The organism is Granulosicoccus sp. 3-233, assembly GCF_052681095.1.
The window spans coordinates 573,044-599,044 of record NZ_JBQYLE010000003.1 but is presented as its reverse complement, the minus strand read 5'-3'; the positions used below and the strand labels follow the sequence as shown (position 1 = coordinate 599,044).

22 protein-coding genes are annotated in these 26,001 nt (G+C 56.0%); 6 read left to right on the top strand and 16 right to left on the bottom strand.

The features are described 5' to 3' along the window. Nucleotides 1–142: 142 nt before the first annotated feature. The 11 genes from ACUNV4_RS11910 to ACUNV4_RS11860 form a co-directional block, all read right to left on the bottom strand. The gene (locus ACUNV4_RS11910) at nucleotides 143–1,636 is read right to left on the bottom strand and encodes a caspase family protein (RefSeq protein ID WP_430878766.1); all 1,494 of its coding nucleotides are present in this window, start codon (nucleotides 1,634–1,636) and stop codon (nucleotides 143–145) included. After that, nucleotides 1,633–1,971 (bottom strand): effector-associated constant component EACC1, encoded by a 339-nt coding sequence (locus ACUNV4_RS11905; RefSeq protein ID WP_430878765.1) that lies wholly within the window; start codon nucleotides 1,969–1,971, stop codon nucleotides 1,633–1,635. Before ACUNV4_RS11905 ends, ACUNV4_RS11910 begins: the two co-directional genes overlap by 4 nt. 223 nt (nucleotides 1,972–2,194) lie before the next feature. Then, nucleotides 2,195–2,968, bottom strand: coding sequence for an MOSC domain-containing protein (locus ACUNV4_RS11900; RefSeq protein WP_430878764.1), 774 nt, complete (start codon nucleotides 2,966–2,968; stop codon nucleotides 2,195–2,197). Between the two features lie 407 nt (nucleotides 2,969–3,375). After that, nucleotides 3,376–4,656, bottom strand: a complete 1,281-nt coding sequence (locus tag ACUNV4_RS11895) for an amidase (RefSeq protein ID WP_430878763.1) — start codon at nucleotides 4,654–4,656, stop codon at nucleotides 3,376–3,378. A 37-nt stretch (nucleotides 4,657–4,693) separates the two neighbouring features. Beyond that, nucleotides 4,694–5,479, bottom strand: coding sequence for a sulfite exporter TauE/SafE family protein (locus ACUNV4_RS11890; RefSeq protein ID WP_430878762.1), 786 nt, complete (start codon nucleotides 5,477–5,479; stop codon nucleotides 4,694–4,696). 67 nt (nucleotides 5,480–5,546) lie between these two features. Then, nucleotides 5,547–6,539: an ABC transporter substrate-binding protein gene (locus ACUNV4_RS11885; protein ID WP_430878761.1), complete on the bottom strand. Its 993-nt coding sequence runs from the start codon at nucleotides 6,537–6,539 to the stop codon at nucleotides 5,547–5,549. Nucleotides 6,540–6,593: 54 nt separating this feature from the next. Then, nucleotides 6,594–7,430 carry an ABC transporter permease gene (locus tag ACUNV4_RS11880; RefSeq protein ID WP_430878760.1) on the bottom strand — a complete coding sequence of 279 codons (837 nt, stop codon included), beginning with the start codon at nucleotides 7,428–7,430 and terminating at the stop codon, nucleotides 6,594–6,596. Beyond that, nucleotides 7,427–8,266 carry an ABC transporter ATP-binding protein gene (locus tag ACUNV4_RS11875; protein WP_430878759.1) on the bottom strand — a complete coding sequence of 280 codons (840 nt, stop codon included), beginning with the start codon at nucleotides 8,264–8,266 and terminating at the stop codon, nucleotides 7,427–7,429. Before ACUNV4_RS11875 ends, ACUNV4_RS11880 begins: the two co-directional genes overlap by 4 nt. A 791-nt stretch (nucleotides 8,267–9,057) precedes the next feature. Next, a complete protein-coding gene (locus ACUNV4_RS11870) occupies nucleotides 9,058–9,750 on the bottom strand; it encodes a hypothetical protein (protein WP_430878758.1) in 693 nt (230 codons plus the stop codon). Continuing rightward, on the bottom strand, nucleotides 9,747–12,812 hold the full coding sequence (locus ACUNV4_RS11865; RefSeq protein ID WP_430878757.1) for an efflux RND transporter permease subunit: 3,066 nt from the start codon (nucleotides 12,810–12,812) through the stop codon (nucleotides 9,747–9,749). The genes ACUNV4_RS11870 and ACUNV4_RS11865 overlap by 4 nt, the downstream gene beginning before the upstream one ends. A gap of 6 nt (nucleotides 12,813–12,818) precedes the next feature. Then, complete coding sequence (locus tag ACUNV4_RS11860; RefSeq protein WP_430878756.1) at nucleotides 12,819–13,922, bottom strand: efflux RND transporter periplasmic adaptor subunit; 1,104 nt, start codon at nucleotides 13,920–13,922, stop codon at nucleotides 12,819–12,821. Nucleotides 13,923–14,086: 164 nt separating this feature from the next. Between ACUNV4_RS11860 and ACUNV4_RS11855 the strand changes: the two genes are divergently transcribed. Next, entirely contained in the window at nucleotides 14,087–14,674 is a 588-nt protein-coding gene (locus tag ACUNV4_RS11855; protein ID WP_430878755.1) for a TetR/AcrR family transcriptional regulator, read from the top strand. Here the strand turns inward: ACUNV4_RS11855 and ACUNV4_RS11850 are convergent. From ACUNV4_RS11850 to ACUNV4_RS11835, 4 genes are all read right to left on the bottom strand, one after another. Further along, nucleotides 14,644–15,534, bottom strand: coding sequence for an AraC family transcriptional regulator (locus ACUNV4_RS11850; protein WP_430878754.1), 891 nt, complete (start codon nucleotides 15,532–15,534; stop codon nucleotides 14,644–14,646). The genes ACUNV4_RS11855 and ACUNV4_RS11850 overlap by 31 nt on opposite strands. Nucleotides 15,535–15,591: 57 nt before the next feature. After that, nucleotides 15,592–17,523 carry a hypothetical protein gene (locus tag ACUNV4_RS11845; protein WP_430878753.1) on the bottom strand — a complete coding sequence of 644 codons (1,932 nt, stop codon included), beginning with the start codon at nucleotides 17,521–17,523 and terminating at the stop codon, nucleotides 15,592–15,594. 169 nt (nucleotides 17,524–17,692) lie between these two features. After that, nucleotides 17,693–18,952: a Vgb family protein gene (locus ACUNV4_RS11840; RefSeq protein WP_430878752.1), complete on the bottom strand. Its 1,260-nt coding sequence runs from the start codon at nucleotides 18,950–18,952 to the stop codon at nucleotides 17,693–17,695. 219 nt (nucleotides 18,953–19,171) lie between these two features. Then, nucleotides 19,172–20,083 carry a hypothetical protein gene (locus ACUNV4_RS11835; RefSeq protein ID WP_430878751.1) on the bottom strand — a complete coding sequence of 304 codons (912 nt, stop codon included), beginning with the start codon at nucleotides 20,081–20,083 and terminating at the stop codon, nucleotides 19,172–19,174. A gap of 610 nt (nucleotides 20,084–20,693) precedes the next feature. Between ACUNV4_RS11835 and ACUNV4_RS11830 the strand changes: the two genes are divergently transcribed. After that, entirely contained in the window at nucleotides 20,694–20,993 is a 300-nt protein-coding gene (locus tag ACUNV4_RS11830; protein ID WP_430878750.1) for an acylphosphatase, read from the top strand. Between the two features lie 103 nt (nucleotides 20,994–21,096). On the opposite strand, the gene ACUNV4_RS11825 is transcribed toward ACUNV4_RS11830, so the two are convergent. Next, nucleotides 21,097–21,747 carry a GntR family transcriptional regulator gene (locus ACUNV4_RS11825; RefSeq protein WP_430878749.1) on the bottom strand — a complete coding sequence of 217 codons (651 nt, stop codon included), beginning with the start codon at nucleotides 21,745–21,747 and terminating at the stop codon, nucleotides 21,097–21,099. A 117-nt stretch (nucleotides 21,748–21,864) separates the two neighbouring features. Between ACUNV4_RS11825 and ACUNV4_RS11820 the strand changes: the two genes are divergently transcribed. The 4 genes from ACUNV4_RS11820 (at nucleotide 21,865) to ACUNV4_RS11805 (ending at nucleotide 25,998) form a co-directional block, all read left to right on the top strand. Beyond that, complete coding sequence (locus tag ACUNV4_RS11820; RefSeq protein ID WP_430878748.1) at nucleotides 21,865–23,166, top strand: ABC transporter substrate-binding protein; 1,302 nt, start codon at nucleotides 21,865–21,867, stop codon at nucleotides 23,164–23,166. A 64-nt stretch (nucleotides 23,167–23,230) separates the two neighbouring features. After that, nucleotides 23,231–24,115, top strand: a complete 885-nt coding sequence (locus ACUNV4_RS11815) for a carbohydrate ABC transporter permease (protein ID WP_430878747.1) — start codon at nucleotides 23,231–23,233, stop codon at nucleotides 24,113–24,115. Next, on the top strand, nucleotides 24,112–24,930 hold the full coding sequence (locus tag ACUNV4_RS11810) for a carbohydrate ABC transporter permease (RefSeq protein ID WP_430878746.1): 819 nt from the start codon (nucleotides 24,112–24,114) through the stop codon (nucleotides 24,928–24,930). The genes ACUNV4_RS11815 and ACUNV4_RS11810 overlap by 4 nt, the downstream gene beginning before the upstream one ends. A 12-nt stretch (nucleotides 24,931–24,942) precedes the next feature. Continuing rightward, nucleotides 24,943–25,998, top strand: coding sequence for an ABC transporter ATP-binding protein (locus tag ACUNV4_RS11805; RefSeq protein ID WP_430878745.1), 1,056 nt, complete (start codon nucleotides 24,943–24,945; stop codon nucleotides 25,996–25,998). The last annotated feature ends 3 nt before the right edge of the window (nucleotides 25,999–26,001 follow it).

Below are 26,001 nucleotides of genomic sequence, written 5' to 3'. Positions count from 1 at the left end.
AGGTCAGAGTCAGAGGTCAGAGGTCAGAGGTCAGAGGTCAGAGGTCAGAGGTCAGAGGTCAGAGGTCAGAGGTCAGAGGTCAGAGGAATATTGCCGGATTGCAAGTGTCAGCTGAAATGTGCCACGCAGCTCTTGCACAGCCTCAATAGCTCAAGCCTTCGGATATCATTACCATGCCGGTCAGCAGCACCAGCGCTGAAATGATCCATCCGGCGATATTCAGACGTGATCTGTATTTGACCAGGTAGTACACCATGGCAGCCACGCCCAGAAAACCGCCGCCGATGTACGTGTCGACATCGATGGCGGTTTCCGAGATCCCTGATGTCACGAATAGGATGATCAGCGGAATGATCCACTTGAACAGCGCTGAATGTTCCTGTTCCTCTGTCTGCTGAGTGCCAAGGATCGACTGCTTTGTCGAGCCAGCTTTCCACAGTTTTCCGACGAGCAACGGCATGAGTCTGTCGAAATCCGATAGTGGTTCGTTTTCCGGTTTTGGGGGTGGTCGGGGGTTTTCCTTCGGACCCGGCCTTGGGCCTGGCGTGGGGTCAGGTATGGGGTCTGGTTCAGGCCCGGGATCCTCTACTGGATCGTGTCCCTTGTTGGCTTCGGGTCCGGGATCAGGCGTCGGCTTCGGAACCGGTTCGGGTTCAGGGGAGGGCTCCGGACACGGTTCCAGTCGTGTATTCCAGTATGCCGTTACGAACTCACCCAGCGTGATGCGTTTGGCGAGGTAGGCGGTAATGGCGGTGTCGAACGTCGCTTCACTCGGCGTATGGGTACTGGGTGCCTTGCGGGCCACCTCGACTGCCGCGGTGGCGATGCTGGCATCGAGATCCCCGCTGGCCACCCGGGTGAACAACTCGCTGGACAATGTAGCTGCCGTGTCCAGGCGGGAGTTCTTGCCACTCTTGGCGACGATGATCTTGCCATGGCCGTCCACCTGACGAGTGGGCTTCTGCGGACTGTCAGAGCGCACGGCATTGACAATGTAGTGATAGAGATCATCCATGGTGGTGACGCCGTTTCCGTCCTTGTCAGCGTTACCGGTTTCGAGTGCTTCGATGAGGTGCTTGGTGAACACACCATAGCGGTCGCTTTCCTTCTCTTGTGCCGTTTCAGTCTCACTGGATGCCGTGAGTAGATAGGTGCCGGACCCCTTGACTGACAGCTTGAGCTGATCTTCCACATCGCCTCGGTGGAGGATGCCTTTTGCCGCACCGCTGTAGCAGCAATCGAGCATGAGCACCGTATTCTGTGCATTGCATCGAGCGAGCTGGTCGCGCACGAAGGCCACCGGAACGGCAGTGGCTTCCAGAACGGCGATTTCACTGTCGTGAGTACAGAAATTGAGCTGGATGTTGGCGTCGTGCTTGCCGTGCCCCGAATAGTAGAGCAGTACGGTATCGGTGTTTTGTGTGTCCGCCAGGAAAGTGATGAGCTTGCGTTTCACCTCTGTACTGTCGCAATCGCACAAGGTCTCTACCGTATCGAATCCACCAATCTCCGGATTGGCCAGAACAGCCCGAAGACCCTCGACATCATTCAGCGGACACCTGAGATCAAGCAATTTCTCATCCGCAGGAAAACTCGCATTGCCAATCAACAGCGCCTTGCGAGCGTGCTCGGTCATTTGTCGAGTAGAGCCCTGATCCTCCGGATCGTGGACTCCAGTTCCTCAGCGGACAGGGAAGCGCCGGTAATTTCGATGGTTGTGCCATCGGCACCTGTCATCTTGATGGTTGTGTCCTGGCGTTTGGCTTGCAGGTAGATACCCAGTACATTTGCCAGGGCTTTGGCGGCTTCGTCAGCCAGGGGTTTGACGATCAGCTTGGCCAGTTCAAGCGCTGCGCCGCGTTGCCCGGGTTCCATCATGGGTTCGGGGAGGCGCTCAACCAGCAGTTCGGTCTGGCTGGCAAGCAGGCGTTCCAACTGCAGGGACTCCTGTTGCAGCTTACTGCCAGTCATCTGTGTGTCATCAAGTTTCAATATCAGCACGGTGATTGATCTTCCACTTGTGTGCTGTCAGATTATCTCAGTTCAAGGTAAATGGCGACGGCTCTGCCCCTAGTCTTTTCGTCAGTGTCAGAGCTGCTGTATTGATTCGCAGGCAGGTGATGTCTCCCGGGTGTTCGGCAGCGAACCCCGGGAGCTTGGCCGGATCAAACTCCGGCCGATAACAGGTGTTGCCTCAGGCCACGTCGACAACGCTGTCGGCGGAGAGTACGCCGCCTGTCAGCACCTGAGCGTAGACGCCCATATCCATATGGCTATAGTGCTCGCGCAGCAGTCTGGGGGTTTTCATGTCGCGCTCACCGGTTTCCAGGTTGACCTCCGTCGCGGGGCACCGGCGGGTGCGCTTGACAATTTTCAGTCGTACCGAGCCGAGCGTCATCTCCTTGCCGACCATGTCCAGTTCGGCGAATGGCGGCAAGCCGGATAGCTGAATATTGCCGCGAAATCGCCGCGGATCCACTGCCTGACCGATGGCTTGGGAAAACGCCTCGACACTGTCACGGTTGATGATGGATATCGCATTCATCATTTCGACAGAATCCACGGATACATCCGTGAAGCGGTGAGGGGAGGCTTCATGCAGTTGGGGAGTCTCGTCGTCTGGCAGCGTAAGGTAGGTTTTCAGAAACTGACTGGCCTGATGTTTGCCATCCGCAGTACCGATATCGAAACGCGCGCTGATGTCGTCGGTCGACAGGCTCAGTATGCCCGTGTCATCGTCATACTCGGTGTCGAGCAGTGCCAGGGCAGCGTCTCTTGCCAGCATGTAGAACTTTCCCTTGGGCAGTGGCTTCGGATCGGCCGGGTCGAAGCCACTGTTCGGGCGGGCAAAGCCGAAGCGACGGTCACCGGGAAATCCCTGACCAGGCTCGAGCGTCACTGTCTCCAGTGTCTGGCCGCTCAGGCCCTTGATCGGAAATCGGGTTAACGCTGCAATCTTCACTGCCATGATTGATCTGCCTTCATCATTGGTTGGAGCCTGGCGATCCAACTTGTGGATCGCACGACCGGAAAGGGGGGCAACAGTGGGTACTGCCGTACTGATTAGCCGAGCATATCAGGCGCAGGCAAGGGAAGGGTGCTACTGCATGGTAGTCAGTAGTTCGGTACGCAGTTACGCACGCCTGTACGCCCAGCAAGCCTTATCATGGGTCGATCGAGTTTCCAGCACCCGGAGGGTTCGTTCATCCGCTCACATGCTGTTGTTGAAAGTTACCAAAGAGGTTAAACATCATTCTGGTAAGTGCTTTCCAGCCCTCGACACTACACGTTATTGAGTGACCACAATAGCGCCAACTCGGGCGCCATCATGATCCCCGCGATCGTCTAGTAGGTTTGAAATACAGTCTGTATTCACTACTCGTGCTGACTAGAGTTCTTGGGCATTAAAGTGTAGGCAATTTCGAGCAATTGTTGGTCTTGCCACCGGTCCGCGATCAATTGTACGCCTACCGGCATGCCGGACATACCGTGACTGATAGGCAAATTGATACAAGGCACTCCTAGAAGTGTCCATGCTCGGCAGTAGACTGGATCGCCAGTAAAGTCGAGTCCTTGTGGCGCTTCCCCAGTAGAGCTTGCGGCAAGAATAACATCAGCCTGGGAATTGAAAATCGCGCTTATTGTTTGTTGAGCACTCGCGGTAGCTAGCATCGCTTCTCGATAGCGCGTATAGCTGATTGATTGACCGTCCTGAATCAATGCTACTAACTCGGGACCCAGGTGCTCCGATAGTGTTGAGTACTCGCTGCCCAGGGTTTGAGCAGCCTCGTAGGCCATGACAATCTTTTGCTGTTCAACCAATTTTTCGTAGCTATCATCCAGCACCAGAGGGACTATTTCTGCACCGGCTTGTTCCAATGCTGATTGAGCCTCGGCAATTGCATTTTTCACGTCTGCGGACATGGTCATGCTGCCAGGAAGACTGTTAATGCCTACACGCACACCTGTCAGATCATTACGTGGACTGATTTTCCCGGCACGAGTCAATGCGGAAAATGCAGTGCAGATGTCCTCGATATAGTTGGCGTACCACCCTAATGTATCCAACGATGGCGCGAACGATTTGACACCACTGGTGCTCAGAGTGTTGAACGTTGGTTTGAAACCGAATACGCCACAGTAGCTGGCGGGTCGAATTATACTGCCAGCGGTTTGGGTTCCGAAGGTGAGGGGTACCATGCGAGCTGCCACTGCAGCAGCAGATCCACTTGATGAGCCGCCCGGTGTTCGTGAAAGATCGTGAGGATTTTTCGTTTTACCTGGTGTGAAATAGGCAAACTCCGTAGAGACGGTTTTACCCATTACCAATGCGCCCAGTTCTTGCAGCAGTGTTACCAGAGCAGCATCCAGGAGCGAAGCCTGTGACCTCAGATATCCCTTGGTTCCCCAGCTTGTCGGAAAACTCGCAGTGTCCAAGATGTCTTTGATGCCTACGGGTACACCAAACAGTGGCTTGTCCGTAGAATCCGAATTCAACGAAGGTGGTCCTTCAGCCAGCGACTCCCAGGCATTGATATCAGGTTCGCACTGCTTGATACGTGCAGCACAGCTGTGCCACCAGTCGACAGGATTAGCTTTCTTCTCTGCCAATGCCTTCTGGTAGGCATCGATAGTCATACCTGAGTTGTATTTCATTATGTCCGATTTCGCGATTTGCTTTTAAGCGTTCTGTTTAAAGAATCAATTTCAATCCGACCAATAGCATCAGTATGGCGAAAAGACGTTTGAGCAGCTTTGCTTGAAGGTAGTGGGCCAGGTTTGCGCCTAATCTTGCACAGGGTATGCTGGAAATAGCGATACCAAGGAATGCAGGCCAATACAGGTATCCACTGGTATACACCGGGAGCATGGACTCATCCTGGCCAGTCGCTATGAAAGTTGCAGCACCCACGGCGGCAATGGGAAAACCGCATGCTGCCGATGTTCCGATTGCCTGTGACAGATCAGCTCCATTACGCGTCAGCCAAGGAACGTTCAGTACTCCACCTCCTACTCCGAACAGTGCCGAGAAGCCCCCAATTAGTGTTCCTGCGGCAACCATGACAGGAGAGTTGGCATGGTATTGTCTAGATTCAGTGGGTTTTGAGAACATCATCCAAAGAGATAATGCCAACATAAAGATGCCAAAGTATTGCTCGAGACGCTCTGCCTGTAGGTGATCCGCAATAACTCCGCCACACACAGCACCAAGCACCAAACCAGGTAGCATCTGGCTGAGTAACTTGGTAGACACTGCATTCTTTTTCCAATGGCCAAGGGCAGAAGAAGCACCAGTGACGGTGATAATCGCCAGCGAAGTGCCTATGGCAAGATGAACGACTACTGTGGGGTCAACTCCCAATTGATCGAGTGTCATGATCAGCGCTGGTACGATCACCACACCGCCCCCGATGCCGAACAAGCCAGCAATCAGGCCTGCTGTTGCGCCGACCAGTAAGAAGAACATGACCGAAAACAAGATTTCTATATTTCCTTGAGAGAATTAAGGGCAGGGGGGGAGTCCCCCCTGCGAATGCAGCGACGATTTATGGCTGAATCTGATCTACGATCTTGTTGGCAAACGATGCGTCGACAACATCGTCAAAGTACATTTCCCCCTTGATATTTCCGACGAATTGTTGCATTTCAATGGCATTGGTAAATGCGCCTTCAGTGATGGTTACGTTTTTCGGGTAGACATTGTTGTCGATCATACGTTGTACAGCTGCGTCAACTACTTCACTGTCGAGGTCACCGAACTCTATCCGGGCTACTGCCTTGGCTTTCGTGGCATCTGTGTGGATTAACAACAGTGATTCGTTTATGGCAGTAGTGAATCGAGAAACCAAGCCAGGGTTTTCGTCGATCATTTCCTGAGAGGTGTTGATCGTTGAGAATGCGTACTCTGGATAGTCATCCGTAAAGGCATGGATAACTTCCAGGCCCTGTGAAATCCCCTGTTCAACTTGGGGTTGATAGGCAACGGCTATATCACCGCGGCCTGAAAGCACGGGACCAAGTTCGGAGCCATTCTGGACTTCGGTCACCTTGACCTTGCCTTCCAGGCCTGCATCTTCGATGAAGCGACGTATCAAGGTGTTAGAAGTACCCGGTGCCAACCCAACCACTATTTCCTTACCTTCCAGGTCTGCTGGTGAGGTGTAGGCGAGACCGGGTTTGGCGAGTACCCAGACAGGCGCACTGTTGGCAACGGCAGAGATCGCTTTTCCACTGCCACCCTGCTCCTGAGCAAAGCCGACATGCTCAGGACCGTGGACTGAGAACTGAGATTCGCCTGAAAGCACCGAAGCCAGTGCGGCAGGTCCTGAACCAGCGGAACGAACTACTGGAACGTCGATGCCCTGTTCGTTGAACAGGCCCTCATGCTTTGCAACATAGACCGGAAGATACAGCAGCGAATGGAAAGCCTCGTTGATGAGGATAGTATCCATATCATCTGCTTGTGTATGAGCCGATGCGCCTAATGCAAGAAATCCCAGACCGATGGCAATGTTTTTGTAACAGGATGAAAAAGACATGGTTGATTACCTTTGTTGATGATGGTTGAAGTGTCTAAAGTTTGTGCTGGGGGGTCAGTGGTTGCCACGTTCCCATGGCAAAAGTCGTTTCTCGACTTGAGTGATCAAGACGTAGAGTGCGATGGCAACAATCATCAGCATGGTGACCCCTACCCAAACGACATTGAGATTGAAGAGGTTCCCCGCTACAAAGATCATTCTTCCCAATCCACGGTCTGAAGAGATGAATTCGCCACCTATTTCCGCAATCAGCGCGAAGCCGATATTCAACCTGAAAGCGGATATGATCCATGGCAAGGTGGCTGGAGCAACTACCTTGGTGAAGATCTCTCGGCGACTGGCGCCTAGTGATCGCATGAGGTTGATCAGGTTCTTATCGATCTGATGTGTACCCTGATAGGCTGAAAGCAGGGCAACTACAAATGTAGCGACAGTAGCGAGCATGATCTTCGAAAACATGCCAGAGCCGAACCAGATGATAATCATGGGGGCTAGAGCAATCTTGGGTAGGCCATTGAGTGCAACGACCAGAGGATCAAGAATACGAGCTGTAGTTCTCGAAAACCACAGAAGCAAACCTGCTATTGAGCCGAGGGAGCTTCCGATAAGAAATCCTGTAACAGTTGCATATACGGTAGCGACGGTGTCACTGAGTAACTGACCAGACTGAATAAGGCGTAAAGCCTCTTTTACGATTCCAAGAGGCGAGCCCATCAGGAACGCGTTGATCCAACCGAGATCAGTACCAATCTGCCAAAAGATTATTACAACTGCGAAGGCCGCGCCTCTCCAGAGATTGTCGATAAGGAATGTATTGCGGGTCAGGCTTTCATTGTTCTCCTTTACGCTGCCGGCTCGAATCACGTGTTTGTGAAGAATGGTTTCGCTCATGATGCAGCTCCCGATATCTGGATATCTAGATCGTCCCAGATGTTATCGAACATAGTTTGGTATCTGGCATCGCTTCGTGCTTTCAAACATGAGCCCAACTCTCTCGAGAGTCCTACGTCGTAGATTTTCTTGACCGAAGTAGGTCGTTGGGTCATTACAGCTACTCGGTCAGACATGGCAATGGCTTCGCCGATATCATGTGTGATAAGCACGACTGTTTTATGGTTTTCCTTGAGGATTGAAACGATTTCTTCCTCCAGTACCAGGCGGGTCTGGTAGTCCAGAGCTGAGAATGGTTCATCGAGAAGTATCAGATCTGGTTCGGTGATCAGTGTGCGTATCAATGCGACTCTTTGTCTCATTCCGCCGGAAAGAGTGTTGGGGTATTGATCTGCAAAATCGGCAAGGCCATATCTCGACAGTTGTTCTCGGGCCAATTCATATCGCCGTCGTTTGGGCATACCCTGAATTTCCAGACCCAGGCAGACATTGTCGATTATGGTGCGCCACGGGAACAAGAGATCTCGTTGAAGCATGTAGCCGATGCGTGCACCGCAGGTTGGGTCACTCCCATACAGAGTGATGCTACCGTCTGTAGGCTCAAGCAGGCTGGCGATTATGTTGAACATCGTGCTCTTTCCACAGCCGCTGGGTCCAACGATGCTTACAAACTCTTCCTGCTTTATGTCCAGCGTAATGTCCTGAATGACCTCGATAAGTTCTCCATCATTTCCGGAGAATGTCTTTTTCACACCATCGAGTGAAATGACGCTCTGGCCATTACTTCTTGTAGCACTCTGCGTAAAACATTCGATTTCAGCGACTGACGTGTTCATTTTCTGTGTTCCTGTTTGTGATTGAAGTGGGAATCACACAGATGTAACCTTCAGCACATTCAATGCCACAAGCAAAAACTATATATAAAACAATGGATTGTAGTTTTCTATATCCTATATATTTTTAAATTGGCCTTTTTTTTGCTTTATCGCGGTGCGTTTTTTTTGTACGCGCACTATTGTGCAGCAATTGGGATTGATATCTTTGCACCAGGGAGTCGTCACGGCATACCACATGAACGGGGTATTGAGGAGAGTTGCTGTCGCTGAACAACCCGTTCGACATTGGAGTCGCTCAATCAGAATGTTTCCGTGAGAGGAACGAGATTGGTTGTCGTAATATGGAGACGCAGGGTCCGCTGTGCCGGGTAGTCATACCAGTGAAGCTGAACAGCGGAGCCTGATCGCTGTTGTCCTGAATATTCAGCCTATGAACGAGGTGGACAATGTTGAATTTTTCCAGAGAGCAGTCTGTACCCTGAACAGAACGTGCGTTGATGACGTGCTTGTATAGTCTGAACTTCGAGTCAGGAGCCCACCGACGAGACATCGACAATGCTGTGTAGTGAAATCAAACTACTCCACACTAGGTGGACAGATCAGATTGAACCGTGAAGGAAAGCTTGGTCCGATTCGAGATTGCTTTGTAGGTAGGCGCGAACGTTCAACATGAAACTGTTCGATACGTTTCATGACTGCTTGGCACTTGCTCAATTGGTTGTCGCTGCTTTGGTGGACGGTGCCATGTAGAGCGACAGAAGGCAGTCAGTCAGCTCCGCCTTTGAGTTCGCTCAACCGACCTTCTCATCCACCATCGGACACGCCATCGCCAGCTTGTTGATCCCCGCCGATTCGAAACGAACCTGTCCAGGCTCACCAAGGTGCTTGCCAAGCACTGCGGCAATCATGGCTCGTCCGATCTCGACGGTGGAGGTTGCCATGCCGAAGGGGCGCATCAGCGGTGCCAGCAAGGAGGAGAGTCCGTACAGGCGAACGCTGTGTTTGATGCCGCGTTTTGCCACGATGGCACCGGGCCGGAAGATCATTGAGCGCGCGAACCCGGCATCGAGCACCTCGTTTTCGGCTCGCCCCTTTACCCTGGCCCATAAGGTGTTGCTGGTTTCCGTCTCATCCGCTCCGGCACCTGAAATGAAGACGAAGCAGCAGCCAGGACTCTGTTCATGCAGCACGCGAATGGCTGCGACCGCATAATCATGCGTGATTTCCGTGTACTGCTGCTCGCTGCGGCCCGTTTGCGGTACGCCGATGGCCCAGAGGCAGCCATCGACCCCACTGAGCTCCGATGCCAGCGGCGTGAAATCACTGAAGTCTCTGTGTATCACTTCTTGTAGCTTGGGGTGGGAACGCCCGGTCGCTTGCCTGAGCACGCAGATGACTTCGGTGATGTCCGGGTGGTCGAGACATTCCAGCAAGGCACCGGCACCCACTGTGCCGGTGGCGCCGAAGATGACAACGCGTTTCATGATACATGTTCCGCCACAACGGCAGTCTGCGAGCGCTTGCGTGCCGATGGGAAGAACATGTAATACAACACCGGGGCAGCAATCATTGTCAGTATCGACGCAAAGGCCAGACCGGCCATGATCGTGACTGCCATGCTGGCGAAGAAGGCGTCAGACAGCAGGGGAGTCATGCCCAGGATGGTGGTGACGGCTGCCAGGAACACGGGACGCAGACGTGAGACCGATGCTTCGACAATGGCATCATCGAGCTTGTCCACGGACCGGCGCACGATGTCGATCTCCTCGACCAGCACGATACCGTTCTTGATCAGCATGCCCGACAGACTCAGAAGTCCGAGCAGGGCGGTGAACGAGAATGGCAGGCCGGTGCCGAGCAGCCCCAGCGTGACCCCATTGACCGACATCGGTACCAGTAGCCAGATGATCAGCGGTTGGCGCAGCTTGCGGAACAACACGATCGAGGTCATGACCATGATGAGAAAGGCCACCGGCAACTGTCCGGCAAGGCTGGTCTGCGCTTCGGTGGAGTTCTCGAACTCACCGCCCCACTCGAAGCTGTAGCCGATCGGTAGCTCGATGGCCTCGATCTGCTCGCGTACTCGTGCATGCATCGCCGCTGCCGTTTCGTCAGAACCGATGGCGGCCTGCACGGTAATTGTCGGCACGCGATCACGCCGCTTGAAGACGGTGTCCTGGACACTTGCCCGCAGTCCGTCGGTCACCTGCTCAAGCGGAATGAACTCCTGGGTAGAGCTGGCGAACAGCACCTGATTCTGCAGCTGATCGCGCGACTCGACGGATTGCCGGGCAATGATCGGTATCTGTCTTTCCCCTTCGAGCAGGGTGCCTGCCTGCACACCGGTGGTGGCAAAGGCGAGGGCACCGGCGATGTCGTCGCGCGTCACACCCACGGTCTGGGCCCGGTCTGCCGCATACACATGCGACAACACGATCTCGGGCTGATGCCAGTCGGTGCGCAGGTTCTCCAGATCCTCAGGATAGCCGCGGAAGACCTCCATTGCCTGGGCCGCGAGACGACGCAGCTCCAGCGGGTCGCTACCGCTGAAACGGGCTTCGATGGGATAACCCCCACCCGGACCGAAGATCAGCCGTTCGGTACGGAAATCTCCCTCGAACACGGTTTCGGCAGCGTAGGCTTCCAGTGCCTGCTGTACGTCAGGAATCACATCGCGATCGGTTGTCCGCACAATGATGTGGCCATAGGACTCATCCGTGGGTTCCGGCGAGTAGGTGAGGATGAAGCGAGTCGCACCCTGGCCGATGAAGGTCGAGAAATTAACGACATCGTCGCGCTCGCTCAACCACCGCTCGATGCTCGTCATGGCCGTCGATGTCTGCTGGATATCGGCACCTTGGGGCAACTTGTAGTGTACGAAGAACATCGGCGTGTTCGACGGCGGAAAGAACTGTTGCTTGATGTTCGCAAAACCCATGTAGCACAGGACAGTCACGACGAGTAGTGCCGCAGTCACCCCCCAGCGAAATCTCAGCGCTGAGCGCAGCACAGAGGCGTAGCCGCGAAAGACCGCGCTGTCGTAACCATCGCTGTTGGCAGCATCGCCATCACCCACCTTGAACAGGTAATGGCCCAGCAGGGGCGTGACGGTCAGCGCCAGTACCCAGCTCAGCAACAGGGAGATGCCGATGACCGCGAACAGGGAGAACAGGAATTCTCCGGTAGCATCGGGACTCAGTCCGATGCCGGCAAAGGCCATGATGCCGATGACGGTGGCACCCAGCAGCGGAAATTGCGTCTTGCTGCCGACGTCTTCCGCCGCATCGCGCGAGGATACGCCACGGCGCATCGACATCTGCATGCCTTCGGCGACAACGATGGCATTGTCAACGAGCATGCCCATGGCGATGATCAGTGCCCCCAGAGAGATGCGTTCCATTTCAATGGAGAACAGGGCCATGAACAGCAGCGTGCCGACGACGGTCAGTAGCAGGGTAGCCCCGACCACGACGGACGCACGCCAGCCCATGAACAGTGCCAGCACGATGACCACAATGGCCACAGACATGCACAGATTGATGATGAAGTCATCCGTGGCAGTCTCGACCACCTGATGCTGGCGGTAGATCGGATGCAATTCCACACCGACGGGAATTTCCGCCTCGAGTTCTGCAAGTCTGGCATCGACACGTGCGCCGATCTCGACGATATTCTCGTTGCCCAGGCCGGCCACACCCAGAGTGAATGCATCGACGCCATCGAAGCGGATGATCTGTGAGGGCGAATCCACCCGAGTGCGACTGATTCTGGAGATGTCAACCAGGTTCAGGGTATCGCCGCCGATGCCGACGGACAGGTGACCGATCTCATTCAGCGAATCGGAACCATCGGGAATCTGCATGCGGATTGCCATGCCGTCTACCACCAGTTCTCCGGCTTCGCTCAAGCTGTCGGCGGAGCTGATGGCAGCGGCAACCACTTGCGGATCGATATGCTGATTGATGGCCAGTGGCATCGACACGTCGGCGAAGATGGCTTCTTCCGGCAGTCCGGCGACGTCCACATCGGCAACGCCGTCAACTGCCAGCAATTCGCGTCTGAGAAAGGTCGAGATGCCATGAATCTCGGCGTCGCTGAAGCCGGTGGCCGTCACGGCATAGAACACCCCGAACACATCACCGAAACTGTCGTTGACCAGTGGCGTCGAAGCCCCCTGGGGGAGCGTGCGTTCCGCATCGGAAATGCGGTTGCGAAGCTTGGTCCAGATGCCGGGCAATTCGTCGGGTCCGTAGGTGGACTTCATCTCCACATTGATCAGTGAGGTGCCCGGCCGGTTGGTCGAGCGCACCGAATCCACTTCACCCATCTTCTGGATGGCCGCTTCCAGCGGTTCGCTGACTTCGCGCGCAACCTCTTCGGCTGACGCGCCCGGATAGGTGGTGAATACCACGGCCTCCTTGATCGTGAAGGCCGGGTCCTCAAGCCGACCCAGGCTGTTGTAACCCCACCATCCGCCCAGCAGACAGACCAGTATCAGCAACCAGGTCAGCAGCGACTGGTTGATAGAACCTCGTGCAATTGACATGTCAGCCTACTCGTCGAAGCCCTGGAACCGGCGGACCTGTTGGCCCTCTTCGAGCAGTGACGCTCCCGCGCCAACGATCAGCGTGCCTTCCTGCAAGTCCGTCACGGTGAACGTGGTGCCACTGGCCTGCGGACTTGCCGCGACTTTCTGCCGCCTGACGGTACCGTGCCCTTCCTCGTCAGTGGGTTCGAAAACCATGACGGCCAGATCATGATCGCTGTCGCCGAACAGGGCGCTTGCGGGCACGACAAGGTCACGATCGCCTCCCAGCAGCCGGATTGTCACCATGGCTGATGCACCCGGCAAGATGCGCTGGTCGTCGGGTTGTTGCATGCCGAGCGTGAGTTCATAGGTCTGCCCGACGGTCGAGGTTTCCGCGTTGTATTCGCGAAACTCGAGTCGGTAACGTGTATCCGAACCGGGGAAGACGGCGAACATGTCGAGATCTTCGGGGGAGGCGCCGGATTGCTGCCGGAAGAGAATTTCGGGAACGTGCACATTGATCCAGAGTTCATGCAAGTCGAGCAGCCGCGCTATCGGGGTGCCAGCGGCCACCGTGGAGAAATTCGACTCGTTTCGTGCCGAGACGATGGCATCGAAGGGGGCATACAGACTGGCATCCTGCAAGGCTTTCTCGGCATCGTCATACGCCAGCTTCGCCAGCTCCAGCGCCGACTGGGCATCCTCGGCCTCAACGCGAGACACCGAATTGGAGCTGCGCAGATTCGTGGTGCGATCGGCATTGCGCTGTGCCTGCGCCAGTTCGACACGGGCTCGCTCCAGGCCACGTTCGAAAGGGTTCAGATCGAGCTGGGCGACAAGCTCACCTTCGGCAATCTCCTGACCCTCGATGATGGGTAGTTCTTGCAGTCTGCCACTCACCTGGAAGGCCAGATCGACGGTTTGCGGGGCGACCACCTGGCCAAAGAAGGTACGTTCGAACGCCAGTCGGTTGGGCGCCACTTCGATGAGCTTGACAGGGCGCGGTACGGGCTGTGCAGATGTCGAGTCGCTGGAGGAAGACTCCTCGCCGGATTGCTGCGGATGAACCGCATTGCTGCACAGCAGTAGAAGAATGGCCGGTATCAGTCGATGTATCCGGTATGACATTGATGGTTTTCCTCGAGAAATCGGAATATCACGTTGTATTCCAGTGCGAGCCATGCTGCAAAAGCACGTCATTGCATGGACGCATGCATTGTTCTGCTGAATCGATCGTTGTATCGGCCGAAAAGCTCTGACATAATAACGAAAAATGTCAGAATGTAAACAGCATGAGCAAGGATAGACATGAAATTCTTGATGCGGCGCTGAAAGTCTTCATTCGCTATGGCTTTCGTCGTACCACGATGGGTGATCTTGCCGAGGAGGCAGGTATGTCCCGTCCCGCGCTGTATCAGCAGTTTCCGAACAAGGAAGCCATTTTTCGGGCGGTGGCCGTCGATTTTCTGGCGCGCGCCGTGGAAGAGGTGGAGACGGATATCGATGGGCATGAATCGGTAGCGGCCAAACTCGTCTTCATCCTGAATGTCTGGATAGTGCGTCCTTTCGAGCTGATTCACTCGGCACCCGATGCCCGTGAACTGATGGATTGCACGCATGACTTCCTCAGTGATGTCATCGAGGACGGTTATCGTGCAATGGAATCCAGCGTGGCCGGTAGTCTGGAAACCAGCAGCGAGGCCCTGGCACTGCACAGTCTGACGCCTGGTGCGGTTGCACAGGTTCTCACCGCTTCAGCCATCGGATTCAAGGACTATGCGCGCGATGTCGACGAGTTGCGTGTGTTGATCGAGGGACTGGTGAAGATGACTGTCGCGGTGACGGGGAGTCAGCCGTTCGCCGGCAACTGCAAGGAGTAGCGCCACTGCCCGGGAGACTGTCCGTACAGACGTTTGAATTCCCGATTGAACTGTGATGAGCTCACATAGCCCACTTTGGTGGCGGCGACGTTCACGTTCGTGCCACTGGCAATCTGCATGGCAGCGGTGTTCAGTCGCATGGCCTTCATGAACTGGACTGGTGACATCGTGGTCACTTGCTTGAACTTCCGGTGGAACACGGCTCGGCTCATGCCCGCCTGTGAAGCCATGTCTTCAATGGTGACGGTCTTGTCCAGATGGGAAGACAGATACTCGATGGCACGAGCGATTTCATTGCCCACGCCGAAGGCACGCCGCACAGGCTCGCCTGCATCGCCCTGCATCAAGGCGTAATAGACTTCCCGCAGTCGACCATCGCCCAATATGGCTGAATCTGCCGGGCTATCCTCCAGTTGCAGCAGCCGTAAAAGTGCATCGGAAAATGCCTCATCCCATCGAGCAAGGACGAGTCCTTGAGGGAGCGGGCCACTCGCGGGTCTTCGCGGTGAGGTGGTCGTGCTTTCCATCTCGATGGCAAGTTCCTTCATCACGCGGGTATTCAGGGACACCGTCACGCCCAGCAGCGGATTGTCCGGCGAGGCATCGGGTGTGCCTGCCTCCACCGGAATCGGCATCGTGCAACACAGGTATTGTCCGCTGTCATAGGCGTAGCGATTGCCATTCAGAATGGCTTCCTTCGACCCTCGAACAATGGCCACGATAGTGGGCTCGTAGATCGCCGGAGCGCAGCGAACGGAGTGGGTGACCCGGAAGAGCTGTACTCCCTTCACCTGCGTATCCACCAGACCATCGCCACTGAGGCGCCTGGCGATGAATTGTTCGATCAGCTGTTTGCTCATGCGGGCAATCTAGCACCGACCGTTGCGGTGAACAATCCTGGCGACATCGTCCTCAGCTCAACGATTCTTCTTGCGCGCCTTTCTGCTTGCGGCTCGCTGCTTCTTTCTCGATTTGCTGTCCTTGGGTTTGGGCTTGGTGGCTGACGGTCTGAGAGGTTCGGACGGGATATCAGGCAGGTCGAATGGAAAGCCTGTCCCTTCACTCAGAACGGATTTGCCCATGCCGAAGAGGTTTGGATTGTCCATGGCCGCCGTCATCCTGACGATGGCTTCATCAGTCAGAACGCTCAGGCATCGCTCCGCGTGTACCGACTGATAGGCTCGTTTGAGAAAACTGAAGAACGCCCGCGCGTCCTCGATCATGTTCGCGGCCTCGGAGGCCGGCATCATGACCTTGCTGGGAATGATCTCGTAGAGAATGCTTTCCAGGTCGGTAGGGACGAGAGTGGCAATCGTGCAATTCATGTAGTTGAACGAAAAACTCATGAGCAACGTGGAAATACTCGCTGCATTGCCAATTGCCCTGCCTTCCGGAGAGGCCAGGTACTTCTCCTGAAGTTGTTCGCTCAGAGTGTCATGCAGATCCCAATCCATTACCTCTCGAGTTCGCTCCATGGCGATGAGGCGCGCGAATATCGAATCCGGGGCCCCGTTCTCACGCATGACTTTCTCGTAGGGGTAAGGTGTTTCCAGCTCGACCGTTACAGGACCCGACTCGGTCGAGAAAGTCTGATTCGACTTGCTCGATGACAGACCATGGTGCGAGTCGATGAACTCTTCTGCTGACAGGGCATAGCTAAGCGCCTCGGCAATGACCGTGAACAATGTCAGGTCGCGAGGCGTCATGGGACGCACGATGCGATCTTCATTCGGCGACATCAACAAGGGGTAGGCCTTGGTGTTGGCGACCTTCCAGCCATGTCTGGAGATATCCTTGCGCATGTCTGCCTCTATCTCCTTCGCGGGCTCGTACGACAGGAAGGTGTGAGGCGGGTAGTCCGGCTCCTGACCGCGGTGAATTGCATCGCCAATGAGCGTGAACCGTTCGTGCTTGGCGAGTTGATCGAACAATATGATGCCGAAGTGCTGCCCCATCTGGCCCATGACCGACAGCGCCGCGTTCTTCACGCCAAGGGCATCGATGGTGACGCTGATCAGGCTCTGGTCGTGAGGAATGCTCTTCCAGGGTTTGGCGCGATACAGCTTCGCGGCAGCGTCGAAGAATTCACCAATGGCCTCCGTGCTGGCACCTGTTGAGGAATACGTCATGGTGGTTCCCGCTGACCCCATTTCTTCCTGCATGGTGGATTGCAGTTCTGTCAGCTCGGGCGTTGCTGCGCAAACGAAACGGATGGATGGGAAGGATGCCTTCAGTAGTTCGGCCTGCCTGGCATCGTTCACTCGAATATGCGAAGGTGCGCCAGCCTGTCCTGTCGCCGGTTTGTCAATCGCCTGTCTGAGTTCCTGGACCAGATCGAGGTCCGGTTCGTTCGGGCCGGTGAGCGTCAATCTGATCACTTGACCAATCTCGTTCATCCAGGCAAAGATCTGCGGTCGGTAAGGCTCACCGGCTTCGCCTGTGATGTAGCCCGGTGCATCGATCAGACCGGCAACCCATTCCCGCTCATGGCCTGTTGCCGAGGCAGCTTCGGGCGTGGTGCGGGCATCCCTGACCAATGACAACTGGATTGGCTCCTTGCGGCCATTGTCAGCGCTTTCGACTTTCTGCAGCAGTTCGGGGGAAACATTCCACTTCCGGTCGTCGTCACTCCTGAGGGTGACCGTTTTCTTGTTGGGCCTGACAACGACTGCGTTGACCTGCTTGCCCTGTTTGTCCGTGAACGTGACGCGGTCGCCGGAGCGAAATCGAGCCATTTGCTCGGCTCGATCGGCTGCCTGTTGCTGCTTGGCCCGCTCGACGATATAGGCATTGATCAGTGACAGGTCATCTTGTGTGCAGTCGTCGAGAAGCGACTGCAGGGCGCTCAAGTGAGAGGGGAGATCCGGTGGTAATGCCATGGGGAGATGTGAACGATGACTATCCTGCCTAGAATACAGACAAGGTTTGCGCAAGGAAAGCGAGCCCGGCAACCTCCAGACAGGAAAGATTGCGCCATCGAATCAATGCGTTCATCCACCACGCACCCAGACAAGCGCTTCACTGCATCGTGGAGCCCTGTACCGGCCTGACCTTGATGATGCGGTTGGTGCTGCTCTGATGAATCAGAAGATCACCGTCCCGAGTCGATCGCATATGCCTGATGATGCCGGCATGGACGTTGCCTGAAGGGATGGGCCAGCTCTGAAAGGTTTCGGTTGCAGGGTCGAATCGAACCAGTGCATCCGGCCGCATGCCAGACTCGTTGTACCAGACGATGCCATCGACAACCACCAGTGCGTAGGGGTGGGATTTCGGGCCACTGGGCGATGGCCATTCCCGGATGTCGCCTGATACCGGATCAAGACGACCGAGGCGTCCCTGAGACGAATTGACGTACCAGATCGTGCCATCATCGGCGATGTCGAGGCGCCGCACAGTGGTTTCTGGAATCGGCAATTCGATCTCGGTCAATGCCATCGTCACCGGGTCGACTTTCACCAGGCAGTTGCTGCCGTTGCAGGCAACCCAGGGCGAGCCCTCTGCGTCGATCTTGATGCCATAGGGCCTTGAACCTCGCGTCTTCATGCTCACGAGCTTGATGTTGCCGGTCTCGGGGTTCAGTCGGCCGATCATGTTGCTCTGCTGCAGGGTGAACCACAGGGTTCCCGTGTCGTCGAAGATGGCGGTATGCGGGTCTCTCGCAGCAGGGTCGGGCATGGGGTAAACGCGAATATCCCCTGTTTCCACGTCAAGCCTGCCGACGGTACCGTTCTTGTTACCCGTGTACCAGACATTGCCGGCCTGATCCAGGGTCACGCTGTGTGGCATGGCCCCGGCGGGCAATGGATATTCCTGCATGTCGCCCGTGGCGGGATTGATCCGACCGATCAGATTACCCCATTGACCCGCCCACCAGATCGTTCCATCCGGTGCTTCGATCGGATCACGTGATCGCTGGCCAAGGGTCGGAACCTGCCATTCTTCGAAAGTGACATCAACGTTTCCAGGCATGAGTGTGGGAGACCGTCTGGTATTTGGCGGAAAGTGCTCTGCCAGGTATTGCACGATCTCGTTCTGTTGCTGTGGACTGCCGGACAGGTCGATCATCGTACTGGTGAGTTCCTTCCAGCCCTCGGCGCTGTAACCAGAACTACGCGTGATCTGATTGGTCTGGTGGCATGCCGTACAGACGCCGTCGACCAATTCACGGCCAGCACCGTCGGGTAGTCCGGCGGCCATGCTCGGTGTAGTCAGTGCGAGGCAGGTGAGGCCCAGTAAGCAGGAGGGCGAGAATGAGGGCGTGGAAAATCTGGCCATATCGGTTCTCCGTTCCGTGTCGTGAGACTGCAGCTATCGCTATCAGACCACAATCGGGGTGGCGGGTTCACGAAAAATGCATTACGAAGAACGGCGAGGGCAATATCTGTGTAGCCGGTAATCCGTCTGTAACAATGCTCACTACTTGCGACCCCCGATCGTGACAGCCTGCGCGGCTACGACCGGGGGCCTGTTGCCTGGCCGGAATGCGGATGAGCGTCAGAACGGTGCAAAGCTGTCCGGTCTGGCCTCTGGCACCGTCCAGCGCTGATGCGGATCGATGTCTACAGGCGTTGCACCGCGCACCGGTATCTGACCATTGTCGCCATAGAGCCAGAGCACGAAATTGTAGCGTTCGCCGCGCGTGATCGGCTCGGATGCATGGGGAACGCTGCCGTGATGAATCAATGCGGTGCCGGGTGCAAACGTGATCTTGTCCACCTTGCGCGTCTTCGGATCGAAGAAGCTGACAGCAGAGCCTTCGAAATCTTCTCCGGGCAGGTTCAGATTGATGTTCAGGGTCACCGCAGAGGCATCTGAATGCGCACGCAATGACATGTCCTTGTTCTCCTGCCACTGTATGGAGAATCCGAAGGTTTGCGTGTCATACCCCATGACGTCCGGAAACAGGAGACGCGAGACGGGGCGCATATAGGCGTCCATGAGGTCGCGATAGAACGCCTGGAAGTTCGGCGCAGCCAGATAGCCCTCCGAACGGGAGTCAAGCATGGCCCCACCGCGATTCAGAACGATACCGTAGGGTGGGCGCAGCGGGATCTCCGCATTGGCAACCTGATCCAGGTAGCTGCGCAGCACGCCGAGACGATCGGGATCGAAGAACTGAGCCTGATAGACATCGGGGAAGACTTCTGTCCACAAGTCGCGAACCGCCGTTTCGCGGGTAGGGTCTTCCCAGGCCTGTTCGATGGCGTTTCGCAACCGTGGGTCATACAGGCTGCGGTCCAGCATCAGGTCTTGATGTCCGGCGCCTTCTTCCCATTCCTTCCAGGCATCCTGAAAAAGATCTCTGTTCTGTCCCCAGAACTGTTGTACCGAGGGTGCTCGTTGCAGCATCGCTTCTCGGCTGGGCCGTTCCACCGCACGAGCGCGTTCCAGTGTAGTGAGTGACATGATTGACCTGACTCCTCTTGTTTGAGTGACATTCTGTTGAGGAGGACTATATGCCTATTCACTTTCAATATAAGCGGGCTGAAAGTGAAGTCAGAATTCGTGAAACGAATCAAATCGACCCTGTTGTGTGGCATGGTTTTACGGGCTCGGGTGGGCTTGCAGGGTTCTAGGGGAGGGTGCTTGGGAGAGGGTTCTCGGGAGAGGGTGCTCGGGCAGGGTGCTCGGGCAGGGTGCTCGGGCAGGGTGCTCGGGCAGGGTGCTCGGGCAGGGTGCGGCGGCATGTGTCAGGGAGTGCTGAACCCTTTGCAATCCGTCCATGACGGCATCAGCGTCAGCTTATAATTCGGAGGACTCTGGTAACAGGAGACATTTCATGGCAGGCTCTCAACACTGTGCGCATGAACCCTGCAAGTGCACGATCGGACCGGAAGGAGGCATCAAGGCTGACGATGGTCGCCGATACTGCTCGACACGCTGCATGGAGGGGAAAGGGTGTGATTGCCCTGATTGCAGTTGTCGGATGGACACGGTGGACGACAGTGCTTCCGAGATTCCGATGATCTGAGACCGGGTCCGGCGATGAGCAATGTAGACGGAGGTGTCTGGGTAAATGACGACAGCAGTCGCACGACAATTCCGCATCAGAGGGCGCGTGCAGGGCGTTGGCTTTCGCTACTGGACTCAGCGGGAAGCACAGAGACTGGGGCTGAGCGGGTGGGTCCGCAACCTTCCGGACCGCTCGGTGGAGGCTGGCGCTTCCGGCAGTAGTGAGCAGCTGAACGAGTTCGAACGCTGGCTGCAGCACGGTCCACCGGGTGCGCGTGTGGATCAGCTTGAAGCATCCGTAGTGGAAGAGAATGAGCTGGCAGGGCAGGCAGGGGATTCCGCGGGTTTCGTGATTCTGCGTTGAGATGGATGGGGTCAGCAGTGCAGTGCGCTGCAATCAGGCTGAGAAAGTGTTTTTGCAGCCATTCAGTGTCAGTGCAAGCAGGTTGTTGGGCTGACGAGCGCTTTCAGCGCAGCGCCCGATGACTGCCGAATCGCCGCTCGTAGAGCGTGCGATAGGCTTCGGCGGAAGCCGGCAGGTGGTCACGAACAGCCTGTGCATAGGTTTCCTGGCAGTTGCCACCCATCGCCTTGATGATCGCCAGATGCTGAGTGACGATATCCTTCATGTGCTGCTTGTCATCATATTTCACGACCCGAATGGGTTGTGCCATGCGGGCATGTCTTGCAATGAGTGCGGCCAGTCTCGGGTTCTCGCAACTGCTGTACTGCAACTCGTGAAATGACTGGTTCAACCAGTAGACCTCGCGGAAATCCTCACGTTTGACCGCCTTCGCGTGCTGCGCGGCAAGTTCCTCCAGTTGCAGAATGATGTCTGAAGCGACCGGAAGGGGAGTGCGCCGAGCGGCCGCGGTTTCCAGCACGATTCGCAGATCGTACAGGGCATCGACATCATCCGGCGTGTAATCCACGACCTCGACGCCGCGATTGGCCCTGTGTATCAACAGTCCCTGACTCTCCAGCGTGCCAAACGCACTGCGAACGGCGTGTCTTTTCACGTCGTATTGCGCCATCACGCTCTCCTCGGTGATACGCATGCCGGGCGCGTATACACCAAAGATGATGTCGTTTTCCAGTTCTTTGTGCAGTGACCTCAACAAACTGTTCTTCCTCGCTATCTGGCGATGAAGCCTAATCAAATTCACTCATCAATTCAATCGACAATATTATCAATAATATTATTGACAATGATGAAGAGGAAAGTTAGTGTTGCCATGAATTCACAACGGGAGGTCTTCATGAAGCGCATCACCAGCGGTCTCGCATTCGCGGCAGTCGTGGCTGCCAACCAGGCTCTGGCCTGGGAAGCCACGGAAGGAAAACCCTACGAGGGAGAGTCCGTGCACGTTCTGGCGGTGAAATCGAGCCAGTTCGAAGCTCAGGAAGCTCGGCTCGAGGCGTTTGAAAATGCCACAGGTATCGATGTCGTGGTGGATTACGTACCTTTCCCGAACATGAAGGAAGCACTCACCACAGAGATGGTCGCAGGAGGCGATTACGATGTCGTGTCGATCATGGACCAGTGGGTGCCATCACTGCGCAATCTGGTCCAACCCATAGGTGAGGAAATGGAAGCGCAGGGTACCGATCTTGCAGATTTTCCGGCGGCTCATCTGCGCCATGGCATGCTGGACGGCGAGCTTGTGGGTTTGCCGGTTCGCGGTCATGTGCAACTGCTGTTCTATCGCAGTGACTTGCTTGAACAGGCTGGTGTCGACGTCCCCTCCAACTGGAGCGATGTGGTTGCAGCGGCAAAGTCGTTGCAGGACTCAACGGATGCATCCGCGGGCATCGCGCTACCGTATGGCAAGCTCAATGGCCAGAACCTGATGGTCTGGATGAATCTGCTCTGGGGCCATGGCGGCGACCTGTTCGATGAAAGCGGGGAGCCCGTATTCAACTCTGACGCAGGCATTGCGGCTACTGAACAATATGTCGGCTTTCTGACCAGGGACGGCATTGCACCGGCAGGATCGGCGGCGTTCGTCGAGCAGGATGCCGTCAACAGTTTCAAACAGGGAAACTCCGCCATGCTGCCGGTCTGGTGGTGGGTACGCTCGCAATTGACCGATCCTGAGCAATCCAAGGTGACGGCCGACCAACTCGGCTTTACCGCCTTGCCTTCTGTGGGGGATGCGCCCAGAACAACCTACACCAACACCTGGATCTTCTCAGTCACCGAAGGTGCAGAGAACAAGGGCGCGGCTGCCGAATACCTGGGTTGGCTTACCGATCCGGCGCTCGAGCGAGACATTCTGCTGGATGATGCTCTGAATGAAGTGGTGTCCGTCCACTTTTCAAACCTGCGCGATGAGCAGGTCAATGAGCGCTGGGGCGGAATGCACGCCGCCGCGGCTGACGCACTTGCCTCGGCGGAAGGCATGGAGTTCGGCGAAAACTGGCCCCGTGTGTCTGAAATTCTCGAGACGGCTATCTCCAGTCTGGCCAGTGGCGAGGAAACCGATACCGCCACGGCGCTGAATCACGCCGCCGACGAAATCAAGCGTATCCGCTGAATTATTGTCAATCACGGCGAGCCCGACCGGGCTCGCCTCCTGTTTCCCGTCAGAGAGGTGTCCCATGCGGGATCGATCATTGGCCTATGTACTGCTGGTTCCGGCATTCCTGATTGTCCTGGCCACGACGCTGTATCCACTTGCCTATTCCCTGGTGACTGCCTTTCGCGAATGGGATCTCACCAAGCAGCGCCGGCCGGGTGAATTTGTCGGAATCGACAACTTTGTCCATGCCTTCAGCGAGCCTGGTTTCCAGAACTCGATATGGATCACTACCATTTTTGTCGTGACCAGCGTGATTCTCACTCTGCTCATTGCCATGTCGCTGGCATTGCTGCTGCGTCGCAAGGGCAGGATGCACACCTTCACGCGGGTCATCCTCATTCTCCCCTTTGCCATGAGTCCGGCCCTGATCGGTGTCAGTTACCGATTCATGTTCAACCCTGAGTTCGGCGTGATTGCCAAGGGCCTGGGCTCTGTCTTTCCGAGCCTGGAAGGCCTGCCCTGGTTGGCCAGTCCGGATCTTGCCATGGCCATTCTCGTGTTGACCGATGTCTGGCATTGGGCACCGTACATGACGTTCATGTGTCTCGGTGGACTGGCTTCGGTCCCCCGGGAAACCGAGGAGGCGGCACGCATCGATGGCGCGTCGTCCTGGCGAATCATCTTCGGCATCGTGCTGCCACAGATGAAAGGCGTACTACTTGTCATCGCAGTGCTGAAGACGATCTTCGCCCTGAAGATGTTCGATCAGGTTGTCACGCTCACCGGCGGTGGTCCCGGCACGTCCACTGAAACACTGGCCTTCTTCATCTTCAATGTCGGTTTCAAATGGTATGACATGGGTTACGCCTCGGCGCTGGCCTGGATCCTTACTGCAATCATGATGGTGATATCGATCTGGTACGTACGAATGCTGCTCAGCGAAAGGAAAATGGCTACCGCATGAACAAGAAAAGCATATTCTGGTGGAGCGAGCGCGCTGTATTGCTGCTGATCTCGTGCATCGTTCTGTTCCCCATTCTCTGGATGTTCCTGACGGCCTTCAAACGTCCGCGGGATGCCTACTCACTGTCTCTGGACTTCAGCCCCACCTTGTCCAATTTCGTGACGGTATTTTCCGATCCCTGGAACCTGGGTGACATGGTGCTGAATTCGGTGATAGTTGCCTCGGTAACGGTACTGATCGCCGTGCCGTGTGCATCGCTGGCCGCCTATTCCTTCTCCCGGTTTCGTGTGAAGGGACGGAAATTCCTGTTTTTCCTGATCCTGTCAACCCAGTTCATTCCGGCGGTCGTGATCGTGCTGCCGTTCTTTCTGATGTTTCGCACCCTGGATCTGCTCGATACGCGCATTGCCCTGATCATCGTGAACCTGGCAATCGTCACACCCTTCGTCATCTGGATGATCAAGGGCTTCATCGATGCGATTCCCACCGACAGTGAAGAGGCCGCCATGATCGACGGTGCCTCTCGGCTGAGGGTCATCAGGGACATCGTGTTGCCCATGGCAGCGCCGGGCATTCTGACCTCGTCCATCTTCTGCTTCATTCTGACCTGGAACGAATTCCTGTTCGCATTGATTCTCACCCGTCGCGATGCCGTGACGCTTCCTGTCGGGCTCGTCAGCTTCCGTACAGAACGAGGTGATCTGTGGGAGCTCATGAGTGCCGCAGGCGTAATGATCACCGTGCCGATCTTCATCATGGCACTTCTCATCCAGAAACACTTCACGCGCGGCATGACAGCCGGTGCAGTCAAATAAGGGAACGCGGAAATGGCCGAAGTACAGCTTGTTGATGTCGAAAAACGCTATGGAAATTTTCTCGCGGTCTCCAGACAGAGCCTGACCATCGATGACGGTGAGTTTCTGGTGCTGCTGGGACCATCCGGCTGCGGCAAGACCACCACGATGCGCATGATTGCCGGACTGGAGGACATCACCGCCGGAGATCTGTTCTTTGCCGGTGAACGTGTGAACGACAAGGCACCGAAGGATCGCGATATCGCCATGGTCTTTCAGAACTATGGCCTGTATCCGCATATGACCGTGGCAGAGAACATTGCCTATCCACTCAAGTTGAGAGGCGTGGATCGCAAGACCAGAAACGCACGAGTACAGGAAACGGCCGACAAGGTCGAGCTGGGCGCCTTGTTGAAGCGGCGACCCTCGGAGCTCTCTGGAGGACAACGTCAGCGAGTTGCCCTGGCAAGGGCCATTGTGCGCACACCGAAGATCTTCCTCATGGATGAACCGCTGTCGAATCTGGATGCCAAGTTGCGCGTTACCATGCGGGCCGAACTGAAGCACCTGCATCACGAGCTTGGCGTCACCACTGTCTATGTCACGCATGATCAGATGGAGGCGATGACGCTGGCCCACCGGGTTGCGGTAATGCGCGAGGGGCGAATAGTACAACTCGATACACCGAAGAAGATCTACTCCGAGCCGGCTGATCTGTTCGTTGCAAGTTTCATCGGATCTCCGCCCATGAATCTGATCGAGGGTCGGATCAGCGAAGGAAGATTCGAGGCGCCGGGCATCTCCCTGCCGGTTGAAGGGGCCAACAGGGAGGATGTGGTCCTGGGTATCCGCCCGGAAGATCTGGAGATTACGACCGCTGAGACAGCGCCGATAAAGGGCAGTGTCTACGCCCTGGAACTGACCGGAGATTCGACCCTGGTGACACTGCGCGAGAATACATCATCGATCTGTGCCAGAGGACCCGCGGACTTCGAAGCGGCCATCAATTCGCCCTGCGCCCTGACACCGAAGCAGGGTGCCCGAACACACCTGTTCGACAGGAATTCCGGTCAGCGTCTCGACGCTTGACCT

Bases quoted from the DNA above. Each gene is read 5' to 3' on its own strand.
- ACUNV4_RS11900 (WP_430878764.1), bottom strand. From the start codon at position 2,968: ATGGCAGTGAAGATTGCAGCGTTAACCCGATTTCCGATCAAGGGCCTG.
- ACUNV4_RS11870 (WP_430878758.1), bottom strand. From the start codon at position 9,750: ATGAAACGCGTTGTCATCTTCGGCGCCACCGGCACAGTGGGTGCCGGT.
- ACUNV4_RS11865 (WP_430878757.1), bottom strand. From the start codon at position 12,812: ATGTCAATTGCACGAGGTTCTATCAACCAGTCGCTGCTGACCTGGTTG.
- ACUNV4_RS11880 (WP_430878760.1), bottom strand. From the start codon at position 7,430: ATGAGCGAAACCATTCTTCACAAACACGTGATTCGAGCCGGCAGCGTA.
- ACUNV4_RS11855 (WP_430878755.1), top strand. From the start codon at position 14,087: ATGAGCAAGGATAGACATGAAATTCTTGATGCGGCGCTGAAAGTCTTC.
- ACUNV4_RS11805 (WP_430878745.1), top strand. From the start codon at position 24,943: ATGGCCGAAGTACAGCTTGTTGATGTCGAAAAACGCTATGGAAATTTT.
- ACUNV4_RS11815 (WP_430878747.1), top strand. From the start codon at position 23,231: ATGCGGGATCGATCATTGGCCTATGTACTGCTGGTTCCGGCATTCCTG.
- ACUNV4_RS11895 (WP_430878763.1), bottom strand. From the start codon at position 4,656: ATGAAATACAACTCAGGTATGACTATCGATGCCTACCAGAAGGCATTG.
- ACUNV4_RS11910 (WP_430878766.1), bottom strand. From the start codon at position 1,636: ATGACCGAGCACGCTCGCAAGGCGCTGTTGATTGGCAATGCGAGTTTT.
- ACUNV4_RS11840 (WP_430878752.1), bottom strand. From the start codon at position 18,952: ATGGCCAGATTTTCCACGCCCTCATTCTCGCCCTCCTGCTTACTGGGC.
- ACUNV4_RS11835 (WP_430878751.1), bottom strand. From the start codon at position 20,083: ATGTCACTCACTACACTGGAACGCGCTCGTGCGGTGGAACGGCCCAGC.
- ACUNV4_RS11820 (WP_430878748.1), top strand. From the start codon at position 21,865: ATGAATTCACAACGGGAGGTCTTCATGAAGCGCATCACCAGCGGTCTC.
- ACUNV4_RS11860 (WP_430878756.1), bottom strand. From the start codon at position 13,922: ATGTCATACCGGATACATCGACTGATACCGGCCATTCTTCTACTGCTG.
- ACUNV4_RS11850 (WP_430878754.1), bottom strand. From the start codon at position 15,534: ATGAGCAAACAGCTGATCGAACAATTCATCGCCAGGCGCCTCAGTGGC.
- ACUNV4_RS11875 (WP_430878759.1), bottom strand. From the start codon at position 8,266: ATGAACACGTCAGTCGCTGAAATCGAATGTTTTACGCAGAGTGCTACA.
- ACUNV4_RS11905 (WP_430878765.1), bottom strand. From the start codon at position 1,971: ATGACTGGCAGTAAGCTGCAACAGGAGTCCCTGCAGTTGGAACGCCTG.
- ACUNV4_RS11830 (WP_430878750.1), top strand. From the start codon at position 20,694: ATGACGACAGCAGTCGCACGACAATTCCGCATCAGAGGGCGCGTGCAG.
- ACUNV4_RS11810 (WP_430878746.1), top strand. From the start codon at position 24,112: ATGAACAAGAAAAGCATATTCTGGTGGAGCGAGCGCGCTGTATTGCTG.
- ACUNV4_RS11885 (WP_430878761.1), bottom strand. From the start codon at position 6,539: ATGTCTTTTTCATCCTGTTACAAAAACATTGCCATCGGTCTGGGATTT.